This window comes from Dehalococcoidia bacterium (assembly GCA_025060295.1).
Classification (GTDB): domain Bacteria; phylum Chloroflexota; class Dehalococcoidia; order Lucifugimonadales; family HRBIN23; genus HRBIN23.
Window position 1 is genome coordinate 14,565 of the sequence record JANXCH010000023.1, and the last position, 24,478, is coordinate 39,042.

Genomic DNA, 24,478 nt, shown 5'->3' on the forward strand with positions numbered 1-24,478 from the left:
AACCCCTGCGGGGCTCGGGGAAGGAGGGGGGATGGTATCCCCCAGGAACGACACCGCTATCCAATATGTGCTGCACCAGGCCAGGGAGCAGGACATCAAGTTCATCCGCCTCTGGTTTCCTGATATCCTGGGCCATCTGAAAGGCATGGCCATCACGGTAGAGGAGCTGGAGGACGCCCTCACACGGGGCGTGGGCTTTGACGGCTCGTCCATTGAAGGGTTCGCTCGGGTGGACGAGTCGGACATGATCGCCTTGCCCGACCCCACCACTTTTCGCATCCTCCCGTGGCGCCCCCGGGAAAAAGGGGTGGCACGTCTTTTCTGCGATATCCTTACTCCCGACGGACGCCCCTTTGAGGGCGATCCCCGCTATGTGCTGAAGCGGAACCTGGAGCGGGCCGCCCGCCTGGGGTACACCTTCTATGTGGGGCCGGAACTGGAGTTCTTCTACTTGACATCCAGCGAGCGCCCCGAACCCCTGGACCAGGGGGGCTACTTTGAGCAAACCCCTGCCGATGAGGCCACCGACCTGCGCCGGGACACGGTGCTCACCCTGGCCGAGATGGGCATCCCCGTCAAGCACTCCCACCACGAGGGGGCGCCCGGCCAGCACGAGATAGACTTCCAATATACCGATGCCCTGAGCATGGCCGACAACCTGATGACCGCTCGCTTGGTCATCAAGGAGGTGGCCCTTCGGCACGGCGTCTACGCCACTTTTATGCCCAAGCCCTTCTACGGCGTCAACGGCTCGGGCATGCACACCAATGTCTCCCTGTTCCGAGGCGACCGCAACGCCTTCTACGACCCTCAAGACCCCCTGAAAATCTCCGGGCTGGCGAAGGCCTTCGTCGCCGGCCTTCTGCGCCACGCCCGGGAGATCACGCTGGTTACCAATCAGTGGGTGAACTCTTATAAGCGCCTGGTGCCCGGCCATGAGGCACCCGTCTACATCACCTGGGCACCCATCAACCGCTCGGACCTCATTCGCATCCCCGCCTTCAAGGGGCGGGAGGATGCCGTGCGCATTGAATACCGCGCCCCCGACCCCGCCTGTAACCCCTACTTGGCCTTCGCAGTCATCCTGGCAGCTGGCCTGGAGGGGGTGGAGAAGGAGTATCCTTTGCCCCCTCCCGTGGAGGAGAATGTGTTCGCCCTCTCCGATGCCGAGCGCCAGGCCCGGGGCATCCTCCCCTTGCCCACCAGTTTGTGGGAGGCCATTCAGTTTGCCCAGAACAGCGACCTCTTGCGCCGCGCCCTGGGCGAGCATGTGTTCACCAGCCTCCTGCGCAACAAGATGATTGAGTGGGAGCGCTTCCGCGCCCAGGTTACCGACTACGAAGTCAAGCGCTACCTCCCCTTGCTCTGAAGCGGTGCCGGAGCCAGTAGGATGTCCCCTCTCTTGCCAACGATGAAGTCCACAAGTAGACTTGGAAATCTCACGGGATCGCTGTGGGGCCCGTCTAGGAGGCGGCTATGGTAACTTCAGTGTGTGCACCCCTGTATCGCCCCGAGCACGAGCGGGACGGCTGTGGTGTGGGCTTTGTGGCTCATGTGGAGGGGCGAAAGTCCCACGCCATCGTCCAGATGGCCTTGCAGGCCGTCGTGAACCTCACTCACCGGGGTGCTGTGTCAGCCGATGGCAAGTCGGGGGACGGGGCGGGCATCCTGACCCAAATACCCCTACCCCTATTCAATCGTCTGCTGCGCCCTCTGGGTGTGCAGGCGGAGCAGGACGGCGATCTCGGGGTGGGGATGCTGTTCCTCCCCCCCCAAAACTCCCAGGCGGCGCGCAACCTGGTGGAGGCGTGCCTGAAGGGCGTGGGGTTGCAGGTCGCTTTGTGGCGTCCCGTGCCCACCGACCCCTCCGCCCTGGGGGAAAAGGCCCTGGCTACCAAACCTGACATCTGGCAGGCCCTCGTCCTGCGCCCGCGCGGGATGGACTTCACAGCCTTCGCCCGTGCCCTGTATCTGGCCCGGAAGGAGGCCGAACGCCTGGCCCAGCAGCAGGGGCTGAAGGGCTTTTACATCCCCTCCTTCTCCAACCGCACGGTTGTCTACAAGGGGCTGATGGTGGCGCCCCAGCTGAGCAAGTTCTACTTGGATCTGCAGGACCCCGACTTCCAATCCGCCCTGGCGGTGTTCCACCAGCGCTACAGCACCAACACCTTCCCCACGTGGTTTTTGGCCCAGCCCTTCCGCTTCCTGGCCCACAACGGAGAAATCAACACCCTGATGGGCAACCGCAACTGGGTGCGGGCCAAGGAGCCCGAACTCTCCTGCAAGGTGTGGGGGGAGGAGGTGCGCCGCCTGGTGCCAATCATTCAGGAGGGCGGCTCCGACTCGGCCCAATTGGACAACGTGCTCGAGGCTTTGGTGCTCTCCGGGCGGGGTGTGCTCCATAGCATGGCCATGCTGGTGCCCGAGGCGTGGGAGAATATGCCCCACCTGGATCCCGCCTGGCGCGCCTTTTACGAGTATCACGCCTGCTTGATGGAGCCCTGGGACGGGCCGGCCGCCCTAGCTTTTACGGATGGGGTGGTGGTGGGCGCTGCGCTGGACCGCAACGGGCTGCGCCCCGCCCGCTACCAGGTTACCTACGACGGTCTGGTGGTCATGGCCTCCGAGGTGGGGGTGCTGGATATCCCCGAGGAGTCCATCGTGGAGAAGGGGCGTCTGGGGCCGGGGCAGATGTTGGCCGTGGACACCGCCACCCAGCGCCTCTTGAAGAACCAGGAGATCAAGGACGCTTTGTCCCAGGCCCAGCCCTACGGGGAGTGGGTACGGCGGCATCTGGTCTCTTTGCCCCAAACCGTCAAAGACCTGGGCTTGAGCCCCGTTACTCCCTCACGCCCCGACCTGCGCCTGGAGCGGGCCTTTGGCTACACCAGCGAAGAGGTGAACCTGGTGCTGGAGCCGATGGCCGCCAACGCCCAAGAGCCTACAGGCTCCATGGGGGACGATACCCCCTTGGCGGTGCTGGCCACGAAGCCCCGCCTGCTGTACTCCTACTTCAAGCAGAAGTTTGCCCAGGTTACCAACCCGCCCATTGACCCCTTGCGGGAGCAGATCGTGATGGCCCTGCATACATACCTGGGCCCCCGCAGGAGTTTCCTGGAGGAGGACCCCGAGGCCGCCCACCTTTTGTTCCACCCGAGCCCCATCCTCCTAGACCATGAACTGGAGGCCATTCGCCGCCACCCCGACCCGGCGTTCCGCGCTGTTACCATCCCGTGTCTTTTCCCCGTGCAGGCGGGGGTGGACGGCTTGGAGCCGGCCCTACGCGAGGTGTGCCGGCGTGCTGTGGAGGCGGTGGACAGCGGGGCGGGCATCCTTATTCTGTCCGATAAGGGTGTCAACGAGGCCTACGCTCCCATCCCCATGCTGATGGCCGTGGGGGCGGTGCACCACGAACTGATTCGGCGCGGGCGGCGGATGCGCTGCTCCATCGTGGCGGAGACGGGGGAGGCGCGGGAGATGCACCACATCGCCTGCCTGCTGGGCTACGGGGCACAGGCGGTCAACCCCTATCTGGCCTTTGCGGCCCTGCGCCACATCGTGGAGGACGCCCATACCCCTATCCCTGATCTCACTCTGGAGAAGGCCCTGGCCAACTACAAGAAGACCCTGGAGAAGCAGGTCCTCAAGATCATGTCCAAGATGGGCATTAGCGCCGTGGCCTCCTACTGCGGTGCCCAGATTTTTGAGGCTATCGGCATTGGCGACGAGGTGCTGGAGTTCTGCTTCGCGGGCACCGAGTCCCGCGTGGGGGGCGTGGGCTTTCGGGAGATCGCCGCCGAGGTGTTGGAGCGCCACCAGCGGGCTTTCCGTGAGGAGGCCAAACTCCTGGACGATTACGGCTATTACCGCTTCCGCAAGGGGGGCGAGCCCCACGGCTACAACCCCTTCATGGTGCGGGCGTTGCATAAGTTCACCATGGAGGGCGTCCCCAACGCTTATCAGGAGTTCGTGAGGGAGGTGCGCTCCCTTCCCCCATTGGCCCTGCGGGATCTGCTCACCTTCCGCCCCTTGGGGAGCCCCGTGCCTCTGGAGGAGGTGGAGCCCGCTAGCGAAATTGTCAAGCGCTTTACCACCGCATCCATGTCGTTGGGGGCCTTGTCGCCCGAGGCTCACGAGGTGTTGGCCATCGCCACCAACCGTATCGGAGCGCGGGCCAACACGGGTGAGGGGGGCGAGGAGCAGAGGCGTTTCCGCGAACGGCGCAACGGCGATAACCCCAACTGTGCTATCAAGCAGGTGGCCTCGGGACGGTTTGGTGTTACCCCCGAATACCTGGCCATGGCCGACGAGCTGGAGATCAAGATGGCGCAAGGCTCCAAGCCGGGCGAGGGGGGCCAACTGCCCGGCCACAAAGTGGTGGCCCACATCGCCGCCATCCGCTACACCCAGGTGGGGGTGCCCCTCATCTCGCCTCCGCCCCACCACGACATCTACTCCATTGAGGACCTGGCGCAACTGATCTACGACCTGAAGGTGGCCAACCCACGGGCGAAGGTGGCGGTCAAACTGGTGGCCGAAGCGGGGGTGGGCACCATCGCTGCGGGCGTCGCCAAGGCTTATGCCGACATTGTGCATATCTCGGGCCACGAAGGTGGAACAGGCGCATCCCCCCTGTCGTCCATCAAGAACGCCGGCTCCCCGTGGGAACTGGGGGTGGCCGAGACCCAGCAGGTGCTGGTGTTGAACGACCTGCGGGGGCGGGTGCGCCTGCGCACCGACGGCATGATGCGCACGGCCAAGGATGTCATCACTGCGGCGATGCTGGGAGCCGAGGAGTACGCCTTCGGCACGGCGGCGCTCATCGCCATCGGGTGCCAGATGGCACGCCAGTGCCACCTGAACACCTGCCCCGTAGGGATAGCCTCCCAAGACCCCAAACTGCGCGCCAAGTTCAAGGGCCAGCCTGAGCACCTCATTCGCTACTTCTTCGCCGTGGCTGAGGAGGTGCGCCAGGTGTTGGCTCACCTGGGAGCGCGCAAGTTGGAGGACATCATCGGGCGGGCAGATTTGCTTCACCCCGTTCAGCTAGAAGGCCACCCCAAGGCCCATACCTTGAACCTGGCGCCTCTCACCGCCTTGCCCGACCCCACTTTGACACGCCCGCGCTATTGCGTTCAGGAGCGTAACGACCGCCCCGAGCCGATTTTCGACGACAGCCTCCTGCCTGCTCTGACGGCGGCGTTAGAAGGGCGGGAGTCGGTGCGCCTGGAACTGCCCATCCGCAACATCCACCGCACGGTGGGGGGGCGCATCGCCGGGGAGATCGCCTACCGCTACGGCAACAAAGGGTTGCCCGACGGGGTGCGCATTGAGCTGGTGTTCCGTGGCTCGGCGGGGCAGTCCTTCGGGGCGTGGTGCATCAACGGCCTGCGGTTGGTGCTCTATGGGCAGGCCAACGATTATGTGGGCAAGGGGATGCACGGGGGCGAAATCATTCTGCGCCCCCCCGAGGGGGCTCCCTACCTGCCCCACGAGAATGTCATCTGTGGCAACACAGTGCTCTACGGGGCCACGGGGGGCTACCTGTTCGCCGCCGGGCGTGCCGGGGAGCGCTTTGCTGTGCGCAACTCGGGAGCGTGGGCTGTGGTGGAGGGCACGGGCGACCACTGTTGCGAGTATATGACGGGTGGGGTGGTGGTGGTCCTGGGGCCGACGGGGCGCAACTTCGGAGCGGGAATGTCGGGCGGTATCGCCTTCGTGCTGGACGAGGCGGGGACGCTGGAGCACAACCTCAACCCCGAGATGGTGCAGATGGAAACCGTTGCCGACCCCCAAGATGTGGATCTGCTTCTGTTCCTGGTGCAACGGCACGTGGCCGAGACGGGGAGCCTGAAGGGGAAGCAGGTGCTGGCTGAGTGGAACGCCTTCCTGCCCCGCTTCCGCAAGGTGAGCGCCAAGCCCACCGTTGCTCCACCCCCGCCACGCGAGCTTTTGCGCCAGCGGCGGGATGCCCTGCTGGCTGCCGCTCGAACGGCGGGGCGCTAGGGGGCGTCTGGCAGGGGCGCTTTACCCCGGCAGGGAGGACGGGCCGGACATAGAGGGGAAGCGGCGCCCCAGGTCGCCCAGGGGAGCAGGTCTAGCCCCCGACCGGGCTTCTGAGCATCTCCACCAAGCCGTCCTTGATGGGCAGAGGCTCTTGGGTGATGTCGTAAACCAGGGGGGCGTGAGCCTGGCTCCCCTCAAAGATGATGCTGTTGGGTAGGGAGGCGCCGAGGTGCTGAACACCTTCCCCCACAGGCGTTCCCTTTCAAGAGGGTTCTCGCCTATGAGCAGGGGAGCTGTCTGCCTGGGAGTGGGGGAGAGGAGTGAGAAGGTGGTGGAGATGGGGGGATTCGAACCCCCGACCTCCTGCATGCCATGCAGGCGCTCTCCCAACTGAGCCACATCCCCACAGGGGGGCGGGGAGCCATCTCCTTTTCCTACTATACTCCCCTGCGGGCGTTCTGACAAGCCCCCGGGGATGTCTGACGTGGGGTATGCCCCGACGGGCTGGCTATTGCCCTTCCCGCCGTAGGGGGGTATAATCCCCTCAGGAGGGCATAGAACAAGGAGGAGTGTATGCAGAAAGGGACGTGGGCGGTCAAAGTCGGCCTGGCCCAGATGCTTAAGGGCGGGGTCATTATGGATGTGGTAACCCCCGAGCAAGCCAAGATTGCGGAAGAGGCGGGGGCTGTGGCGGTCATGGCCCTGGAGCGTGTGCCGGCCGATATTCGCGCCGCTGGGGGCGTGGCGCGCATGGCCGACCCGGAGCGCATTTTGCAGATCATGGAAGCGGTGACTATTCCTGTGATGGCCAAATGTCGCATTGGGCATTTTGTGGAGGCCCAGGTGCTGGAGGCCCTGGGAGTGGACTACATTGATGAGTCGGAGGTTCTCACCCCCGCCGACGAGCAGAACCATATTTGGAAGCACGATTTCAAGGTGCCCTTTGTGTGCGGGGCGCGGGACTTGGGCGAGGCCTTGCGCCGTATCGCCGAGGGGGCGGCTATGATCCGCACCAAGGGCGAGGCGGGCACGGGCAATGTGGTGGAGGCGGTGCGTCATATGCGTGCTATCCAGGCCCAGATCCGCAAGGTGCAGAATATGCCGGATGAGGAACTGGTGGCCGAGGCCAAGCAGATGGGCGCTCCGCTGGAACTGCTGATGGAGGTGAAGCGTTTGGGCCGTCTGCCCGTGGTCAACTTTGCCGCCGGAGGCATTGCCACCCCCGCCGATGCTGCTCTGATGATGTGGCTGGGGTGCGATGGGGTGTTTGTGGGCTCGGGTATCTTCAAGTCCAGCGACCCCGCCCGACGGGCTAAAGCCATCGTGCAGGCCGTTACCCACTACAAGAACCCCGAGATCATCGCCCAGGCATCCCGGGGCCTCGGGGAGCCAATGCCGGGCATAGATGTGCGCACCCTCAAACCGGAGCAGCTGCTGGCGGTGCGTGGCTGGTAAAGTATGCTCCCGAAAGTTCCCACGCCTATCCCCTGGCAACTGGCTCTACAGGGGAAACGCCAGGCGTCGCGCCGGGTGCGGGTGGGTGTGCTGGCGTTACAGGGGGATTTCCTGGAGCACCGCCAGGTGCTGGAGGCTTTGGGGGCTGAGGTGGTGGAGGTGCGCCTGCCCCAGGACCTGCACGGTGTGGAGGGCCTTATCATCCCCGGGGGCGAGAGCACCACGATAGCGCGCCTTTTGGATGCCTTGGATATGCGCGCCCCCCTCGTCCAGCGCATTCGCGAGGGGATGCCCACCTGGGGCACCTGCGCGGGGATGATCCTGCTAGCCAAGCGCTTACGGGAGGATCGCCCCATCCCGCTTGGGGTCATGGATATCGTGGTGGCCCGTAACGCCTTCGGCCGCCAAGTGGACAGTTTTGAGGCCGATCTGGCCATTGAGGGGCTGGAGGGGGGGCCGTTCCGCGCCGTGTTCATCCGTGCGCCGGTGCTCCTGTGGGCGGGGCCAGAGGTGCGCATCTTGGCCCGCCTCCCCGACGGCACCCCCGTTGCGGCTCGCCAAGGTTCCCTGTTAGCCACGGCCTTCCATCCCGAATTGACCGCAGACCTGCGTCTGCACCAATGGTTCCTGGACATGGTTTCTGCCCAGGGCAAAGGGTGACGGGTGATCCCACTATGACCTGCTGGGCAATAGGTTTGCCGAGGCTGTGCTTATGACCGCACCTGTGAAGCGCCCCGATTTCCAGAAGGTTATCGTGGATGATCTGGACGCCTTATTGGCCACCTTGCCCCCGCGGGTTCAGGAGGCGCTGCGCCGTCAGCCCGACCTCCACGATCTGATAGAGGTCATCCTTGATTTGGGGCGCCCCGCCCAGGCCCGTTTCCCCAACCGGGATGTAGACCTGGACAGCCAGGAGGTAACCGAGGCCGATATCCAGCACGTGGTGAGCCGTATCGGCCAGTTTGGGGATGATAACCGCGCCGGGATAGAGCGCACGTTGCACCGTATCTCCTGTATCCGCAACCGCACGGGGAAGATCGTGGGCCTGACCTGTCGTGTGGGGCGGGCGGTGTTCGGCACCGTGCGGGTGATCGAGGACTTGGTCCGCACGGGCAAGAGTGTTCTGCTGCTGGGGCGGCCGGGGGTAGGCAAGACCACCATGCTGCGGGAGGTGGCCCGCGTGCTCGCCGAAGACCTGCGGAAGCGGGTCATCGTGGTGGACACCTCCAACGAAATCGCAGGCGACGGGGATATTCCCCATCCTGCCATTGGACGAGCCCGCCGCATGCAGGTCAAGACCCCCTCCTTACAACACGCCGTGATGATTGAAGCGGTGGAGAACCATATGCCCGAGGTGATCATTATTGACGAGATGGGGACCGAGTTGGAGGCGGCCGCCGCCCGCACCATCGCCGAGCGGGGCGTACAACTCATCGCCACCGCCCACGGTAACACCTTGGACAACCTCATCCTCAACCCCACCTTGAGCGATTTGGTGGGGGGTGTGCAGACGGTTACCCTCTCTGACGAGGAGGCCCGCCGGCGGGGTACCCAGAAGACCATTTTGGAACGTAAGGCTCCCCCCACTTTCGACATCGTGGTAGAGATCCACTCCCGGGATCGGGTGGCTGTGCACCCCGATGTGGCCGCCACGGTGGACGCCCTCCTCATGGGCTACAGCGTGACGCCCGAGGTGCGCTGGGTGGACGCGCAGGGGGTGGTGCACCGAGGACGAGGGGAACCTATGGTTTTGGGCTCCAGCCCCGCCGGGCGAGAGTTTTTCCCTTTCCCCCGTGGGCAACGGGAGCGCCGCCGCGAGGGGGAGGCTGTAGCAAGCGCTCCGAGGCTCGCCGCCTCTTCCGGTGAGGTTGTGCCGGGTTATCCTCCCCCCGCACCCACGGTGGCTCGCGTCTACCTCTACGGCTTGGGGCGCGACCGCCTCCTCCAGGTAGCCCACAGCATGGGCCTCCCCCTAGAGGTTACCGACCGGGTGCAGGATGCCGATGTGGTGCTGACCACCAAGGCCCACTACCGCCGTAAGGGAGACGCTTTGCGCCGTGCGGAGGAGCTGAATAAGCCTGTGTATGTCCTCCGCAAGAACACTCCCGCCCAAATCGCCCAGTTCGCCCGCACCATTTTGGGGCCCCGCCTGCCCGAGGGGAATGACCGGGTGGCGGAAGGCCTGCGGGAGGCTGAGGAGGCTATCGAGCGGGTGCTGGCGGGGGAGCCGTCCGTGGAACTGGAAGCCCAACCCGCTTTTGTGCGCCGTCTCCAACATCAACTGGCCGAGCGCTATAACCTCGCCTCGGCCAGCACAGGGCGGGAGCCCCACCGCAGGGTTATCATCTATCGGCCGTAGGGGTGTGATGTCGGTGCCTCATCCACCCGCCTGTGAGGGGCATAGCGTTCCCCCTTCCCCCTACTGTGGCGCGTCGCAAAGGGCGAAACACTATGCCCGTGAGCAGAAGGTGCTGGGGCGCTACTTTACCCCCGAGGCCGTCGCCGAGATGATGGTGCGCTGGGCACGTGCTGTAGCCCCTCACACGCAGACGGCCTTGGACCCGGCGTGTGGGGATGGGGTCTTCTTACGCGTCCTTGTTCAGGCGGGCTTCCGTGAGGTGGTGGGCATAGATATCAAGGATGACCCGGCGGTGCGTGGTGTGCGGGGAGTGGTGTTCCGCCAGGGCGACGCCCTTCCGCACATCGTTGACTACGAAAACAGGGTGGACTTGTGTGTGGGCAACCCCCCCTTCAGCGCCAAGTACGGGCGCATCAGGGATAAGCACATCCTCGCTCTATATGCCCTGGGGCGTGGGCGTCCCAGCCAAGCCGTGGAGGTGCTGTTTAGCGAGTTCTTCGTGCGCGCCACCAAACCGGGGGGCATCATCGCTATCATTCTGCCCCAGGGGATCTTCGCCTCCCTGCCTGCCCTGCCCGTTCGACGATGGATTCTCCAACACTGTACGCCCCTCGCCATCATCCGTTTGTCCCGCGCCTTCTTCCGTGCCAACACAAGCATCCTCATCGCGCGTAAGGGGGGGTGGGAGGGTTCTCCCCTTGTCCTCCTGGCCCGGGCCGAGGATGCTTGCGACCTTGCCCAAGCGCTGGCGGTGTATCAGGGCGCAAAACCTTCCCCCCGAGCGTTCTGGCTCCCTTTGGGCGCTTTGAGGGAGACCTGGGCGGTGGAGGCTTTGGCACCCTTTCAGGGGCCACGAATTCCCATCCGCCCCGATGTGCCCCTTGTAGCCCTCAAGGACCTGGTGCGAGAGTGTCGGACGGGGGCGACGGAATACGGGGCGCGCCGGCGCTTTCAGAACGCAGGCATTCCCTATATAAGCGCCAAGGTGGTAACCCACCTTGGGCTGGAGTTCCAGCGGGATGGGCGATGCGTGGAGCCAGGGAGCGCTATGGATAAGCCCCGGGCGCGAGTGCAAGTGGGGGATGTGCTGTTCGTGCGGGTGGGGGTGGGCTGTGCGGGGCGGGCGGCCGTTGTCCTCAGGGAAGAGGAGCGGGGTGTGGCCGATGACTACATCTACATCCTGCGCCTGTCCGAGCGCCTTTTGCCCGAGTTCTTCGCCCTTTATACCGCTACCCCGTTCTTTCAGCAGGATACAGCAGTTTTGAAACGGGGGGTGGGCACCGTCACAATCCCTATCAGGGCGTTGTTATCGGTGGCGGTGCCCGTCCCCAGGAGGGAGGTTCAGGAGCGCTTCGCCCACCGGTATCGCCACCTGCGGGCACGGCTGCAGGCTCTGCCCGGGGAGCGGGCGCAGGTGGCGCGGGAGATGGCAAGGGTGGTAGCACAGTTGACCCAGTGGTTGCAGGGACAGGGGGAAGAGGATGGTACACTGGGCGAGTCGAGGGCGCAGGTTGGCGATCTTCGTGGAGACCTGGCCATACCCGTGGCGTGGAAGGGGTTCCCCGTGGCATCGCCGACGCATCGGGCAGACATCCGCGGCATCCTGGCGGATCTCATTCCTGTATCCCCAGGTTCCCCATCTTGACCGACGCACCAGCAAGACCAGCACAGAAAGGAGGCACCCATGCCCGTCGTCGCCATTGACCACATTGAAATCATTGTCCGCGATGTGGATGAGTATGTGGCGTTTCTGCAGAAACTAGGCTTCCGCCTTTTGCGGCGCACCTCCCACCACGGGGGATCGGCCGAACTGCAACTTCCCGGTCCCAATCAGCCCGTTATAGAGGTTCACAAAGTGGGAGGGGAGGAGAACATCGGCATCAACCATATCGCCTTTCGCGTGGCCAACGCCCAGGAGGCTTACAGAGAACTGTCGGCCAAGGGCATCACCTTTGAGGAGCCCCCCCGGTTCATTGAGGCGACGGGGCGCACCATCGTCAACTTCCGCGACCCCGACGGCTGGCGTCTGCAACTGGTGGACGCCGAGCGCAAACTGACCTAAAGGATGTCTGCCCTGGCCAGGGAGATACCCCTTGCCGAAAAAAGGCAAAAGCCTCACCCTAAGAGGGGGAGGAGTCGGTCGGAATGTCTGTGCGCGTGCGCTATGCCCCCAGCCCCACGGGTGAGCCCCATGTGGGCAATATCCGCACCGCTTTGTTCAACTGGCTGTTCGCCCGCCACCACGGGGGGGCGTTCATTGTGCGTATTGAGGACACCGACCAGGAGCGTCTGGTGCCGGGGGCTGTGGAGGCGATCTTAGAGGGGCTCCAATGGCTGGGCCTGGATTGGGACGAAGGCCCCACCCCCGATGGGAAAGGCAGTTTCGGCCCTTATGCCCCCTATTTTCAGTCTCAACGCCTGCCCCTATACCACCAGGCGGCGCGGACGTTGATGGAGCGGGGGTGGGCGTATGAGTGCTTCTGCACCCCCCAGGAACTGGAGGCCATGCGCCAGGAGCAACAGCGCCTGCGCCAGCCCCCAGGCTACTGGGGCAAGTGTCGTGCGCTTACACCGGACCAGCGGGAAGCCCTGCGCGCCCAGGGACGGAAAAGTGTTATCCGCTTCCGCGTGCCGCGCGACCCCGGGGAGGAGATCAGCGTGCACGACCTGGTGCGGGGGGAGGTGCGCTGGCAGACCGCCCTTTTGGACGACTTTGTGTGCCTCAAGAGCGACGGCTTCCCCACCTATCACCTGGCGGTGGTAGTGGACGACCACGCCATGCGCATGAGCCATGTCCTGCGGGCGGAGGAGTGGCTCCCCAGCACCCCTCGGCACCTGCTTCTATATCGCGCCCTGGGGTGGGAGCCCCCCCTGTTCGCCCACCTGCCTATGATCCTGGGGCCCGACCGTTCCAAACTGTCCAAGCGCCACGGGGCCACCTCTATCCGTGAGTATCGGCGCATGGGCTACCTGCCCGAGGCCATGCTGAACTTCTTGGCCCTGCTGGGGTGGTCGCTGGACGAGACGACGGAAATTCTCACTCGGGAAGACCTGATTCGCCACTTCTCCTTGGAGCGGGTGGTGAAGGCGGGGGCCATCTTCAACCTGGAGAAACTGACCTGGATGAACGGTGTGTATATCCGGCGCCTGTCGCCGCAGGACTTGGCCCAACGCCTGCGGCCGTTCCTGGAGCGCCCCCACGCCGAGGGGGGGCTACCTGATAGCGTCCCCCGCCCTCTGGACGAGGCTTACCTCCAGCGTGTTGTGCCGCTGGTGCAGGAGCGTCTGCGCACCTTGGTTGATGGCCCCGCTCTGATGGACTTCTTCTTCCTGGACGAGGTGGACTACGACCCGGCGTTGCTGGTGCCGAAGGGGATGGACACTGCAACAACTTTGCGCACGCTGGAGGCGGTGCAGGAGGCCCTGCAGCGGGTAAGCGTTTGGGATGCTCCGCACCTGGAGGGGGTGTTACGCCCCCTGTGTGAGGCTCTGGGCCTGGCGACGGGGCAGGTGTTTGGGATGGTGCGGGTGGCCACAACGGGACGCACGGCGGCTCCTCCCCTCTTCCAGACCATGGAGGTGCTGGGGAAGGAGCGCACCCTCCGCCGGCTGGAACGGGCCCAGAGGAAACTCAAGGAGTTGTTAGGTGTGCCCCAGGGGAGCCCTTCCTAAAGGTCGGGGGCCCGCAGTTCCACCTTGGCCCGCTCCTCCTGGAGAAGCACCACAGCGTCCGAGTTGCGCTGGCCCCAGCCGCGATTATGTGCCTCTAGGTACTTCTGCTCCACCAGGGCCAAAAGGTCCACGGGGACGTCCAGTTCCCTCGCCAGTTCTAGGCCTAGGCGCACATCCTTGAGGGCCAAGTCTACGGCAAAGCCCGGCCTGAAGTCCCCCTTGAACAGTTGATTGCGCAGGCCTCGGCGCAGGCGGGCGTTGTCGCCCGAACTGCGGGTTACTGCCTCGTAGAGAATGCGGGTAGGTACCCCCGCCTTCACGCCAATGGTGAAGGCCTCCCCGATGAGCACATTGAGGGAAAGGGAGATGAGGTTGTTCACGATCTTGCAGACGCTCCCCGCTCCGCTGGGGCCGCAGTAAAAAACCTTGGTCCCGATGGCATCCAGCAGGGGCTTCACGCGGGTGAACACCCCCTCGTCCCCGCCCACCAGCACCGCCAAGTCACGGGTTTCGGCCCCCGTTACCCCTCCGCTGACGGGGGCGTCCAGCATGGCAAACCCCTGGGCGCGGAAGGCGGCCGCAATCCGCCGCACGCACGCGGGGGAGTTGGTGGAGAGGTCCACATACACTGCCCCTGGATGCATTCCCTCCAAGATGCCGCCCGGCCCCAGGGCCACTTGCTCCACCTCCTTGGGGCCAGGGAGGGAGGTGAAAATGACCTGGCTGGCCTGGGCTACCGCTTTAGGGCCGTGAGCCCAGCGCGCCCCAAGGGCGATGAGGGGTTGCCCCGCCTCCTCCCGGATGTCATAGACCACCATCTCGTGGCCCGCCTTCAGGATATTGGTGGCCATGGGGCGTCCCATATTCCCCAAGCCGATGAATCCCACGCGCATAGAAGACCTCCTTCCTGCAGAGGTGTAGCTTGCGCCCTGCCCACGCACGCAGGATAAGCCTTTCCTACAAAAACGGCAACCCATGTCCCGTAAGGCGTCAAGCCCAGGTGCGCCGGTCTGAACGGAAACTGCAGGCTGGGCCGAGCAGTGCGATTGCATCCAATGGAAAAAACACGCTATCATCCCAGGAGAAGGAGGAGGGCATGGCCCAGCAGCAGTTCGTCCGCACCGAGGTGCGCAACGGGGTATTCCTCGTTACTTTGAGCGATCCCAAAACCCGTAATGCGTTGGGGCCGGAGATGACCCAGCAACTCTCCGAGGCCCTGGATCGCTTTGAAACTGACCCCACCCTGCGCGTGCTCGTGCTGACGGGTGAGGACCCCGCCTTTTGCTCCGGGGCCAATGTGCGGGGGATGCAGCAGACCATTGACCAGCGCCAGCAGGAGGCCCCGACCCCAACCTATCCTACGCCCTGGGAGCTGCTGGAGCGCCGCTACTCCCCCAAAGCTCGCCGTCGGGAAGCAGTGGGGGAGGGCGCAAGATATATGCCTTTACGCATCTGGGACTTGCCCAAGCCCTCTATTGCTGCCGTCAACGGGTTTGCGTATGGGGTCGGTGCGGGCCTGGCCTGGTCGTGCGACATCCGCATCGCCTCGGAGCGGGCCGAGTTTGCCGAGGCCTTTATCCGTGTGGGCCTGGTGCCGGCCGACGGCTCCTGCTGGCAACTGCCCCGCCTGATAGGCTTGAGCAACACCCTGCTGATGCAATACACGGGCGACGCCGTCAAGGCCGAGGAGGCCCTGCGCTGGGGGCTGGTGAGCAAGGTGGTGCCCCACGAGCGCTTATTGGAGGAGACGATGGCTTTGGCCGAACGGTTGGCCCGCGGTCCGACCTTTTCCATGGGCCTCATCAAATACCTGGTGCACCAGGGCCTGACCAGCGACTTTCGCACCCACTTGGAGTGGGCGGGAGTGGCCCAGGACTTGGCTCGGGAGACGGAGGACCATAAGGAGGGGGTGCGGGCCTTCTTGGAGAAACGGCGCCCCGTCTTCAAGGGGCGGTAGGGGTATAGGGGGGATCCGTTCTCCTCGGAAAGGGGGGCACGACGGACAGGGAAGCTCAGCGTTACCGTCTCATGCGGCGTCGGCACCGCCACCGTTTTTTCTGGCGCCGCTGGGGGCGCGCGGGGTGGGTGCGCCTGGGGATAGGGGTGAGCGTGGTGCTAGGGGCGGTGCTCATTGCGTGGTTGCTCAGCCGATGCCCTCCTCCAGGGGAGGGGGAAACAGCATCTATTGGAAAGGTTCTGGAAGGTGCGCCCTCACCCTGGGCGAGGGGTGAAGGAGCGGAGCAAGTGCTCTACCTCCTCGCGGGTGGGCATGGCGGTCTGGGCACCGGGCTTGGTAACGGCCACTGCCCCCGCAGCGTTAGCGAAACGGACGGCCTCCGGCAAGGGCATCCCCTCGGCTAGGGCGACCGTTAGCGCCCCGCAGAAGGCGTCCCCTGCACCGACGGTGTCCACTGCTTTCACCGGGAAGGCGGGCACCAGGGCTTCGGCATCAGCAGTCTTGTAGAAGGCACCCCGTTCGCCTAAAGTGATGATGACCCCTTGGCATCCCCTTCCCAGCAGCGTTGCCGCAGCGCGGCGCACGCTGTCCACATCGTTCACGGGGTGGCCGACGAGGGCGGATGCCTCCGTTTCGTTGGGGACGATGTAATGGGCGAGGCGATACAGGGCCTCGGGGAAAGGTTTGACGGGTGCGGGATTGAACACCACCAGCACCCCCTGCTCCCGCCCCGTGCGAGCCACCTCCAGCAGGAGGAGGGGTGACACCTCCAGAGGGAAGAGGAGGGCATTGGCCTGACGCAGGAGGCGCTGGGCCTTCATAGTCTCCTCCATCCCACAGCGCCCGTTGGCCCCCACCACCTGCACGATGCGGTTTTGGCCGGTGGCGTCTACCTCAATAAAGGCCACCCCCGAGGGAGCCAGGTCGTCCTGCCCCACCCCCTCAATGTGCACGCCGTTGGCGTTCAGGCTGGCCAGAAGATCCTGTCCAAAGGTGTCGTTGCCCACACGCCCTACTAAACTACAGCGTGCTCCCAAGCGGGCGCAGGCCACCGCCTGGTTTGCCCCTTTGCCACCCGGGGTGATGAAGAAGCGCTCCCCCACCACTGTCTCCCCCGGCGCCGGGAAGCGGGGTGTTACCACCACCAGGTCCATATTGATGCCGCCGATCACCAGCACACGGGGAGTGGACATCGGCTCTCCTCCTGCGCTTCCCTCATGGTAACCCGCGCGTGCATGCTGACAAGGGATACGGCAATCAGGGGCGACACGGGACAGAAGGCAAGGCTTGCACAGGTGGCGTAGGCATCGGCCATGATAAGGAGCGTGGTGCCAAGGCCATAGTCAGATTCAGGATGTGCCCGGCAAAGGCAAAGGGATTTTAGCGCAAGCCCTGGCCCGGGTGTTAGGGTGCGCTTTGACGCGCATAGGGTTCACCCCCGACCTCACGCCTGCGACCTGTGAAGGATGGGCATCTCCCATCACCGCCTGGGGGAGGTGGTGGTTCAGCCGGGACCCATCGTCGCTTAAACCGATCCCCGCGGGAACAGTGCTTTCCCTCACGTGGCCATACAGCTGTTGACCGCGGCGTGTGGGCGTCCGCTGGGGAAGCTACACCTCGACCCTTAAGGAGCCCAGGCAGTGGGAACCGCCGTGGACAAGGGGTTAAAGGGTGCACCTCCCAGGAGGGAACGGCACATCCTCATGCCCTTAGGAGCAGGTGGTGGGGCCGGGAGCCGTCTCCACGATGCTGATGACCACCTGGCTGACGGTGTGGCGAGGAGGACCGAAGGGGAAGACGACGGTGTCCTGGCGTCCCTGCCCGTGCGATGCCCCCACTTTACAGGACGCCGAGGCGAGAAGGGCACCCGCTTCATCCTTCAGGTGTATGCGCAAGGCGTATGCCGACTGGGCGGGAGGGCTCCAAGCGATCACCAGCCCTTTGACTCGGTTGCCCGGCCCCAATACCCATCCCACCACATCGGCGTGCAAAGGGATGTCAGCACGCGGGGGGGCTGCGGTGTGCCGAGGCGAGCCGGGGGGCCATTGAACGCTCCCCGGGTTTTGGATGGCATAGATGGTAACGGTGGAGGCCACCATTGCAAGGAGAATGGCTCCTACCAGGAACTTGCCGAGGGGAAGCGTAGGAATGGTTGGCGACGATTGCATATCCGCCTCCTTTTTCCCTTTCACCCTAACCAGGGGATTGGTGTCCCCTACAGGGGGGATGCCATCAGTTGCCGCCGCCTCTCCCCTAGACGGTTTGAGGGGCGCTATTTGGGGGCAACTCCACCAGGGGATTTACGCTATCATGGGTGCAGACACCTATCGTGACGGGAGGGCAACCGTTGACCACAGAGCCAACCCCTCAGGCGCAGCAGCGTGCGAAGAAGAAGCGCACAAGCGCCCAGCGGGCCGCAGAGAAGGCGGAGCGGCGCCGTTTGCGTCATCGTCCTATCCGCAGTCGGTTCCGCACCTTCATTCGCAAGGCACGCCAAGCCCTGGCCAGCGGTAACTTAGCCCAAGCCGAGACAGCGGTGCGGGAGGCCCAACGGGTGGCCGATTGGGCTGCCCAAAAGGGCGTCATTCATCGCAACACGGCGGCACGCTACAAATCGCGCTTACAGACCGCTTTGAACGCCTTGAAAAGTCGCAGTGCCGCCTAACCGGTAGGGACACGGGTGAAGCGCAGCCTTGCCCTTGCCCTTTTCCACCCGTCCCATCCCGGCCAGGTGGTGGCCGTCCAGCGCCCGCCGTGGGAAAGGGAGTTACCGGGTATTTGGGGGCTCCCCGCGGTAACCCTGCATCCGGGGGAAAGTGTGGAAGGGGCCATAGCACGGTGTGCTCGCACCAAGTTGGGGGTTGAGGTGCGCCCCCGAATGGTGCTGGGAGAGGGGTGGCAGGAGGGGGCCGCGGGTCCCCAAACCCTAACCCTATGGGCTGTGGATACCCAGGAGGACACTTTTACCCTTCCCCCAGCTCACCCCGGGAGCGCTGTCACCCTCTATATCTCTTGGCAGTGGGCCAGGCCTGTCCTGCTGGAGGAGGGGGCGCGCCGTGGTTCGTTATGCTGTCGCCTATTCTTGGCGTGGAGCGCTGCGGCACCTGCACCTTGGTAGGATGTGCCTTTGTAGACCGTGTTATCCCACTTTGCGGGAGCGAAACAGGCTTGGGCTACCCGCTGAGGGAGCATTCGGACGCAGGCATCTGGGCAAGGCCATTTGCCGTCGTTATAATCGGCGTACCTACTGAGCGAGAAGGGGGGGAGTAATGAGCGACCTGCCACTGCAGGGTATGCGGGTGCTGGACTTCACGCAAGTGATGGCGGGGCCCTTTTGCACCCTGCTGTTAGGCGACCTGGGGGCCGATGTGGTGAAGGTGGAGCGTCCCCCCGAGGGGGAGGAGAATCGGCGGGGCGCCGTGCGGTGGAGGGGGGAGTCCCTGCCTTTCCTGCTGATCAACCGCAACAAGCGGGGTATCTGTGTGGATTTGAAGCATCCCGAGGGGCGTAAGGTCGCCCTGCGCCTGGCCCAGAGGGCGGATGTGGTGGTGGAGAACTACCGCCCCGGCACAATGAAAGACTTGGGCCTGGACTATGAGGCCGTCCGCAGGGTGAAGCCCGACATCATCTACTGCTCCATATCGGGTTTTGGACAAACGGGCCCGTACGCCTATCGCGGGGGGTACGACCTTATCGCCCAGGGGATGAGCGGGCTAATGTCGGTAACGGGCACCCCCGAGGGTCCACCTGTCAAGGTGGGGGTGCCCGTCTGCGACCTGGTGGCGGGGATGTATGCTGCCCAGAGTATCCTGGCGGCCTACATCTATCGCCAGAAGACGGGCCAGGGGCAGTATCTGGATGTCTCGCTTTTGGAGTCGGGCATCGCTCTGACCTTCTGGGAGACGGCGGAGTACATGGCTACAGGGCGGCCGCCGCGGCCGATGGGGTCGGCCCACCGCCTGTCGGCACCGTATCAGGCCTTTCGGGGGAGCGACGGGAAGTACTTCACCATCGGGGCGGGCAACCAGGCCAACTGGCGTCGCCTCTGCCAGGCCATTGGACGCCCCGACCTGCTGGAGGACCCCCGATTCGCCGACGGCGCAGGGCGCATACGTCACCTGCAGGCTCTGCAGCAGGAACTGGAGCGCACCTTCGCCACCCGCCCCGTTTCCCACTGGCTGGCAGTGCTGGACGCCGCTGAAGTCCCATGTGGTCCTATTTACACCCTTGAAGAGGTATACAAAGACCCCCATGTGCAGGCCCGCCAGATGCTGGTGGAGGTGGAGCATCCCACTGCGGGGCCTGTGCCCCACATTGGGGTGCCGGTCAAGTTCTCTTTGACGCCGGGACGTATCCGCCGCCCCGCCCCCACTTTGGGCCAGCATACCCAGGAGGTGCTGGAGGAGGCGGGTTTCTCGCCCCAGGAGATCGAGGCCCTACGGCAGTGTAAGGCCGTTATGTAGGGGCGTCCCGCTGGGTCAAGAAGGCGGTGAGGGCCTGCTCCCAGGCGGGGGGATTGTCGCCGGGAACTAGATGTCCTGCCTGGGGAATGGTAACCAGTTGACAGTGGGGTAAGGCTTTGGCCATCTCCTGGGCGGTGTGGGGTGCCAGCACATCGCTCTCCGCGCCCCGCACTAACAGGACGGGGCAGCGCAGGGCGCGCCACGCCTCCCATAGGGTGTCGCTGGGTGCCATGCGGCGGATGCGCTGGGTGGGGTCGCGCAGAGCGGGGTCATATTTCCAGGTCCAGCGCCCGTCGGGGAGTTGCTTCAGGTTGTGGCGTAGGCTCCCCCGGATCAACCACTCGGGGCGCAGGGGGTTATAGCGCTTGGTGCGCTCCACGAAGGCGTCAAAACTGTCCAACACATCCGCGGACGCCATAAACCGCCCGATACGGTCGGTGCCGGCGCGGTTGACCTCGGGGCCCGTGTCGGCCACTACGAGGGTACGCACCCGCTGGGGGTAGCGGGCCGCATAGACGAAGGCGTTGCGCCCCCCCATAGAGAGGCCTACCAGGGTAATATCCCGCAGATCCAGGGCGTTGACGAAGGCGTCCAGGTCGGCCACAAAGGCGTCCAGGGAGTAATCACCGTCGGGTGCCCAAGAGGTATCGCCGTGCCCCCGCTGGTCCAGGGCGAGAATGCGGTAGCGGGTGCACAAGGCCAAGGCGGTGAAGTCCCACATATGGGCGTTTTGGGCCACGCCGTGCAGGCACAGCATCACAGGGAGGCCCTCTCCGCCCCAGTCTAGGTAATGGAAGCGCAGGCCTCGCAGGTCTATCCAGCGGTCGGTGGGCTGCCGGTGGGGGTCGGCAATGGTTACCCCGGCGCGGCGGGCTGCCTCCAGCAAGGGGAGGCCAAAGGTGGCGTCGCTCACAGGATCATCCCTCCCTTTTTGTTTTCTGGCACACGGGGCACGGGCAGACCTCCCGCAAAACGCGGAAGGGGTAGATGCCGGTGGCGTGTCCATCACTGAATAGGAACTGCAGGGCATACCGCCCGACTTCCAGATAGTCCAGGGTCTCCACCCAGGGGGGCACGGATGCCTCATCCAATTGGCGCTTGGCGGGCCATTCGCCCACACATCCGGCGCACCGACAGTGCAGGCGCAGGTAGCGATGGGGATAAAGGCTGGTGTGGCCATCGTCCCATTCCAGCGCCACCCCTTCAGGGGTGATGACGACCTTCCGGGGAGTGGGCGACGGTATCGAGCTCACGGGGGTGTCTCCTGTATGAGGGAGGTCAGCACAAAGCGCAGATACCCTTCATTGACATAACCCACAATGCGCCGGGCGATGCGTCCTTCGCGGTCTAAAAAATAGGTTGTGGGCAAAGTCGTTACTCTATAGGCTACAGCGATACGGCCATCGGCGTCCAGTCCCAAGGGGTAGGTAACGCCGACCTGCTGGGCAAAGGCCAAAGCCTCGGCGGGACGATCGCCCGTCGCCACTCCCAGGATGGCAACGCCCTGTCCTTGCCACGTTTGCCACGCCCGCTCAAACTGGGGCATCTCCGAACGGCAGGGAGGGCACCACGAGGCCCAGAAGTTGAGCACCACGATGTGCCCCCGTAAGGTGGAGAGGGTGGTCTGCTGCCCGCTGAAGAGGGTCAGGGGGAAATCGGGCGCAGGGATGCGCTGGTCGGGCGAGGCGATGCCGGTGGAGCCGGGGATGACTCGGGGAAGGGATTCCAAGGGCATGGGCGGAGGAGCGAAGGGGGAAGGTTGGGGAGGAGGGGCGAAGGGTGTGGACTGGGAGGTAGGGGTCGGAACTGGAGTAGGTGTGGGGTACGGCGTGGGCGGGGGAGGGGGAGAGGCCACCCCTCGGCATGCCATGACCAGCGCCAGTAGGACCACGACGGCCAGCGACCACCGCACCATAGGCCCAATCAGTTCGGCGTTCTCATGATACCCCCTGGGGGTGGCTTTGCCCAGCGGGAGTGCTCGCCTGGGAGGAGGGCAAGGGGATGTGCAAGGGAAACAATTCCCACGCTACAAGGGGGCAGGAAAAGATACAAGGATGATTCAGTAAAAACCTGGTAGCGGTTCAGTTAAGTTTTGGTAAAGGTGGGGCGGTTAGGCCCAGCGGCGGAGGTGGGTGGCTTGGATGCGGGCCAGGTGCTCCAGGCCGCGGCGCGTGTCGCTTGCGGCTCGCTCGGGGACCGAGGTGGCCACGCGACGCTGAAAGAGGCGATAGGTGAACTCGTGGGCTTCAGCGCGGGAGAAGGGTTGCCCCGGCGGCCAGCCCCGCTCCTGACAGAAGCGCGCCCGCAAAACCGAGTACGGTTCCCCATACAGGCGAGCGAAAGCCTCCTCTCGCACCCTTGCCCCAGGCCGACGGCCACTGACCACTATCTCCTTGCGCACCTGGGCCTCCTCGGCCGCTTGCAGGGCCTGCTCGACCTGCACTCCATACCAGAAGTTCAGGTAGGCACGGAACTTCTCTACGCCCAGAGCCCGTCGCAGTTCCCCCTCCGAGACGGGGCGGGGGAAAAAGCCCCGCATCACCGACTCCTTCTCCTCTTGGGGCACGTGGCCGTTCATGGCGGAGCACAGCCGACAGGCCAAGAGGGGCCAGTCCAGGGCCTCCCCTGCAATAAGGTACCGCCACCGCTGGCGTCCCACCATCTCTTCGGTCAGGGGCCACAACCCCATCGCCTCAAGGAGCGCCGCAATCCATTCCTGACCTGCCCTTAGGGAGCGCCCGAAATGCAGGATGGCCTCCCGCCCCGGGTGGTCCAGTGGGAGGTCGCTTGGTTCAGGCACTGGGGTTAAGAAGCCCGACGGCGTTGGGTCAGCCATTGCTCCAGATCCCGTAGGGGGCGGGTGTTTAGGATAGCCGACGCCTCGCACCAGCCCCGCCGCGCCTGACCCACCCCGAAGCGCATAGCCCGTAGGCCTTCAGTGCTATGGGCATCGGTGCTAATCACCAGGGGGATGCCTACCTCGCGCGCCCGGAAGATGTGCGTATCCTTGAGATCCAGGCGCTGGGGGCTGGCATTGATTTCCAGGGCCACCCCCGTTTGCAAGGCCGCACGGAAAACCGCTTCCAAGTCAATATCTATCGGCTCCCGCTCGCCCAGGAGGCGACTGGTGGGGTGGCCAAGGATGGTAACATAGGGGTTGCGCAAGGCTCGAATAACCCTTTGGGTCATCTTCTCCCGGGGCTGTTGGAGGCTGGTGTGCACCGATGCCACGACCAGGTCCAACTGTGCCAGAGCCTCGTCGGGCAGGTCTAGGCTTCCATCAGCCCGGATATCCACTTCTGCACCGTGGAACACGCGGATGCCATAGCGCACCTCTAGGGCCTGCAAGAGGCGCTTCTGCTCGGCGAGGCGTTCGGGGGTGAGGCCCCGTGCCACCCCTAAACCCTGGGAGTGGTCGGTGATGGCGATGTACTCATAGCCCAGGGCCTTAGCCGTCGCCACCATCGCCTCGGCGCTCGCCTGACCGTCACTCCAATCGGTGTGCATCTGGAGATCCCCCTTGATGTCTTCCAGGCGTACCAGGTGAGGGAGGGTGCCCTGCTCCGCCCGCTCTATCTCCATCAGCCCCTCCCGCAGTTCCGGGGGAATCCACGGGAGCCCCAAACGGGCGTAAAAACCCTCCTCGGTGGGGAACTTCTCCAGATGGCCACTCTTGAGGTCGGTGATGCCGTACTCACTCAGGGAGAGGCCCTTGCGGTTAGCGTAGTCCCGCAGGAGGATGTTGTGCTGTTTGGAGCCGGTGAAATATTGAAGCATGGAGCCGAAGGCGTCGGCATCCACCACCCGTAGGTCTACTTGAAGGCCCTGATGCACCAGGACACTGCCCTTCTTCGGGCCGTGAGCCAGAACCTGGGCCACTAGGGGCAGGCGCACGAAGGTGTCTATGACCTCTTGGCTCTGGGGGGCCACTACCATAATGTCAATGTCGCCCACCGTGTCCCGCCAGCGGCGTATGCTCCCCACAGGGAGAGCCTCCGTGATAGAGGGGAGGCGCTCCTTGAGGGCGTAGACAACCGCCTCGGCCACCGGGAGGGCTTGGCCCAGGGGGATGCGTGTCTCCTTCCTGCGGGTGGCCTGGAGGGCTTTGAGGATGTTCTCAGCGCTTTTCGGCCCCAGGCGGGGCAAGGAGGCGACGCGCCCATCCAGGATGGCTTGTTCCAGGTCCTCCAAGGTCTGCACCCCCAGTTCCTGCACCAGGCGCAGAGCGGTCTTGGGGCCGATGCCGGGAATTTCCATCAGGGTAAGAACCCCTGGGGGGAACTGGGCCTTGAGTTGCTCGTAGGCTTGCACCTTCCCCGTCTGCACCAACTCCACGATTTTACTGGCGATGGCTTCGCCCACGCCGGGGATAGCGCGCAGGTCCTCTTCGCGCCCCTCTTTCACCAACAGCTCCAAAGGTTCGGGGTGCTGTTCAATGGCGCGCGCCGCCCTCTGGTAGGCGCGGATTTTGAACACATTCTCCCCCTTCAGTTCCAGGAGGCCAGCCATGTTCTCAAAGAGGCGGGCGATGGCGTCGTTGGTCCAGGGCATAGCCTTCCTCTCCGC

Annotated in this window: 21 protein-coding genes and 1 tRNA gene; 12 read left to right on the top strand and 10 right to left on the bottom strand. The window is 64.6% G+C overall.

The window, feature by feature from the left end; genetic code table 11:
- The first annotated feature begins 31 nt into the window (after positions 1–31).
- Positions 32–1,369 carry a glutamine synthetase family protein gene (locus tag NZ951_07750; GenBank protein ID MCS7207806.1) on the top strand — a complete coding sequence of 446 codons (1,338 nt, stop codon included), beginning with the start codon at positions 32–34 and terminating at the stop codon, positions 1,367–1,369.
- Positions 1,370–1,476: 107 nt separating this feature from the next.
- Positions 1,477–6,006 carry a glutamate synthase large subunit gene (gene gltB, locus NZ951_07755; GenBank protein ID MCS7207807.1) on the top strand — a complete coding sequence of 1,510 codons (4,530 nt, stop codon included), beginning with the start codon at positions 1,477–1,479 and terminating at the stop codon, positions 6,004–6,006.
- Positions 6,007–6,097: 91 nt separating this feature from the next.
- Here the strand turns inward: gltB and NZ951_07760 are convergent, their stop codons facing one another.
- Both NZ951_07760 and NZ951_07765 read right to left on the bottom strand, forming a co-directional pair.
- Positions 6,098–6,256 carry a hypothetical protein gene (locus tag NZ951_07760; protein ID MCS7207808.1) on the bottom strand — a complete coding sequence of 53 codons (159 nt, stop codon included), beginning with the start codon at positions 6,254–6,256 and terminating at the stop codon, positions 6,098–6,100.
- 79 nt (positions 6,257–6,335) lie between these two features.
- Positions 6,336–6,411 (bottom strand) — tRNA-Ala (locus tag NZ951_07765).
- A 168-nt stretch (positions 6,412–6,579) separates the two neighbouring features.
- Between NZ951_07765 and pdxS the strand changes: the two genes are divergently transcribed.
- The 6 genes from pdxS (at position 6,580) to gltX (ending at position 13,492) form a co-directional block, all read left to right on the top strand.
- On the top strand, positions 6,580–7,461 hold the full coding sequence (gene pdxS / locus NZ951_07770; GenBank protein MCS7207809.1) for a pyridoxal 5'-phosphate synthase lyase subunit PdxS: 882 nt from the start codon (positions 6,580–6,582) through the stop codon (positions 7,459–7,461).
- A gap of 3 nt (positions 7,462–7,464) precedes the next feature.
- A complete protein-coding gene (pdxT, locus tag NZ951_07775; protein ID MCS7207810.1) occupies positions 7,465–8,121 on the top strand; it encodes a pyridoxal 5'-phosphate synthase glutaminase subunit PdxT in 657 nt (218 codons plus the stop codon).
- A 52-nt stretch (positions 8,122–8,173) separates the two neighbouring features.
- Positions 8,174–9,820 (top strand): AAA family ATPase, encoded by a 1,647-nt coding sequence (locus tag NZ951_07780; GenBank protein MCS7207811.1) that lies wholly within the window; start codon positions 8,174–8,176, stop codon positions 9,818–9,820.
- Positions 9,821–9,827: 7 nt separating this feature from the next.
- A complete protein-coding gene (locus NZ951_07785) occupies positions 9,828–11,465 on the top strand; it encodes an N-6 DNA methylase (protein MCS7207812.1) in 1,638 nt (545 codons plus the stop codon).
- A gap of 39 nt (positions 11,466–11,504) precedes the next feature.
- The gene (locus NZ951_07790) at positions 11,505–11,882 is read left to right on the top strand and encodes a VOC family protein (GenBank protein ID MCS7207813.1); all 378 of its coding nucleotides are present in this window, start codon (positions 11,505–11,507) and stop codon (positions 11,880–11,882) included.
- 83 nt (positions 11,883–11,965) lie between these two features.
- Positions 11,966–13,492: a glutamate--tRNA ligase gene (gltX, locus tag NZ951_07795; protein ID MCS7207814.1), complete on the top strand. Its 1,527-nt coding sequence runs from the start codon at positions 11,966–11,968 to the stop codon at positions 13,490–13,492.
- Here the strand turns inward: gltX and NZ951_07800 are convergent.
- Entirely contained in the window at positions 13,489–14,385 is an 897-nt protein-coding gene (locus NZ951_07800) for an NAD(P)-dependent oxidoreductase (protein ID MCS7207815.1), read from the bottom strand. The two genes, gltX and NZ951_07800, sit on opposite strands and share 4 nt — an antisense overlap.
- Before the next feature lie 203 nt (positions 14,386–14,588).
- Between NZ951_07800 and NZ951_07805 the strand changes: the two genes are divergently transcribed.
- Positions 14,589–15,449: an enoyl-CoA hydratase-related protein gene (locus tag NZ951_07805; GenBank protein MCS7207816.1), complete on the top strand. Its 861-nt coding sequence runs from the start codon at positions 14,589–14,591 to the stop codon at positions 15,447–15,449.
- A gap of 254 nt (positions 15,450–15,703) precedes the next feature.
- Here NZ951_07805 and rbsK read toward each other — a convergent pair whose 3' ends face one another.
- Positions 15,704–16,642 carry a ribokinase gene (rbsK, locus tag NZ951_07810; protein ID MCS7207817.1) on the bottom strand — a complete coding sequence of 313 codons (939 nt, stop codon included), beginning with the start codon at positions 16,640–16,642 and terminating at the stop codon, positions 15,704–15,706.
- A gap of 154 nt (positions 16,643–16,796) precedes the next feature.
- On the opposite strand from rbsK, the gene NZ951_07815 reads away from it, so the two are divergent.
- The gene (locus tag NZ951_07815; GenBank protein MCS7207818.1) at positions 16,797–17,030 is read left to right on the top strand and encodes an AAA family ATPase; all 234 of its coding nucleotides are present in this window, start codon (positions 16,797–16,799) and stop codon (positions 17,028–17,030) included.
- Between the two features lie 128 nt (positions 17,031–17,158).
- On the opposite strand, the gene NZ951_07820 is transcribed toward NZ951_07815, so the two are convergent.
- Complete coding sequence (locus NZ951_07820; GenBank protein ID MCS7207819.1) at positions 17,159–17,617, bottom strand: hypothetical protein; 459 nt, start codon at positions 17,615–17,617, stop codon at positions 17,159–17,161.
- Between the two features lie 179 nt (positions 17,618–17,796).
- Here NZ951_07820 and rpsT point away from each other — a divergent pair, with 179 nt between their 5' ends.
- Positions 17,797–18,114, top strand: a complete 318-nt coding sequence (rpsT, locus tag NZ951_07825; protein MCS7207820.1) for a 30S ribosomal protein S20 — start codon at positions 17,797–17,799, stop codon at positions 18,112–18,114.
- A 604-nt stretch (positions 18,115–18,718) separates the two neighbouring features.
- Positions 18,719–19,912, top strand: a complete 1,194-nt coding sequence (locus NZ951_07830; GenBank protein ID MCS7207821.1) for a CoA transferase — start codon at positions 18,719–18,721, stop codon at positions 19,910–19,912.
- On the opposite strand, the gene NZ951_07835 is transcribed toward NZ951_07830, so the two are convergent.
- From NZ951_07835 to polX, 5 genes are all read right to left on the bottom strand, one after another.
- Positions 19,905–20,825: an alpha/beta hydrolase gene (locus NZ951_07835; protein MCS7207822.1), complete on the bottom strand. Its 921-nt coding sequence runs from the start codon at positions 20,823–20,825 to the stop codon at positions 19,905–19,907. The two genes, NZ951_07830 and NZ951_07835, sit on opposite strands and share 8 nt — an antisense overlap.
- Before the next feature lie 4 nt (positions 20,826–20,829).
- Entirely contained in the window at positions 20,830–21,165 is a 336-nt protein-coding gene (locus tag NZ951_07840) for a DUF971 domain-containing protein (GenBank protein MCS7207823.1), read from the bottom strand.
- On the bottom strand, positions 21,162–21,827 hold the full coding sequence (locus NZ951_07845; GenBank protein ID MCS7207824.1) for a TlpA family protein disulfide reductase: 666 nt from the start codon (positions 21,825–21,827) through the stop codon (positions 21,162–21,164). Before NZ951_07845 ends, NZ951_07840 begins: the two co-directional genes overlap by 4 nt.
- A gap of 195 nt (positions 21,828–22,022) precedes the next feature.
- Entirely contained in the window at positions 22,023–22,748 is a 726-nt protein-coding gene (locus tag NZ951_07850) for a hypothetical protein (protein ID MCS7207825.1), read from the bottom strand.
- The gene (gene polX, locus NZ951_07855) at positions 22,718–24,463 is read right to left on the bottom strand and encodes a DNA polymerase/3'-5' exonuclease PolX (protein ID MCS7207826.1); all 1,746 of its coding nucleotides are present in this window, start codon (positions 24,461–24,463) and stop codon (positions 22,718–22,720) included. Before polX ends, NZ951_07850 begins: the two co-directional genes overlap by 31 nt.
- Positions 24,464–24,478 lie beyond the last annotated feature (15 nt).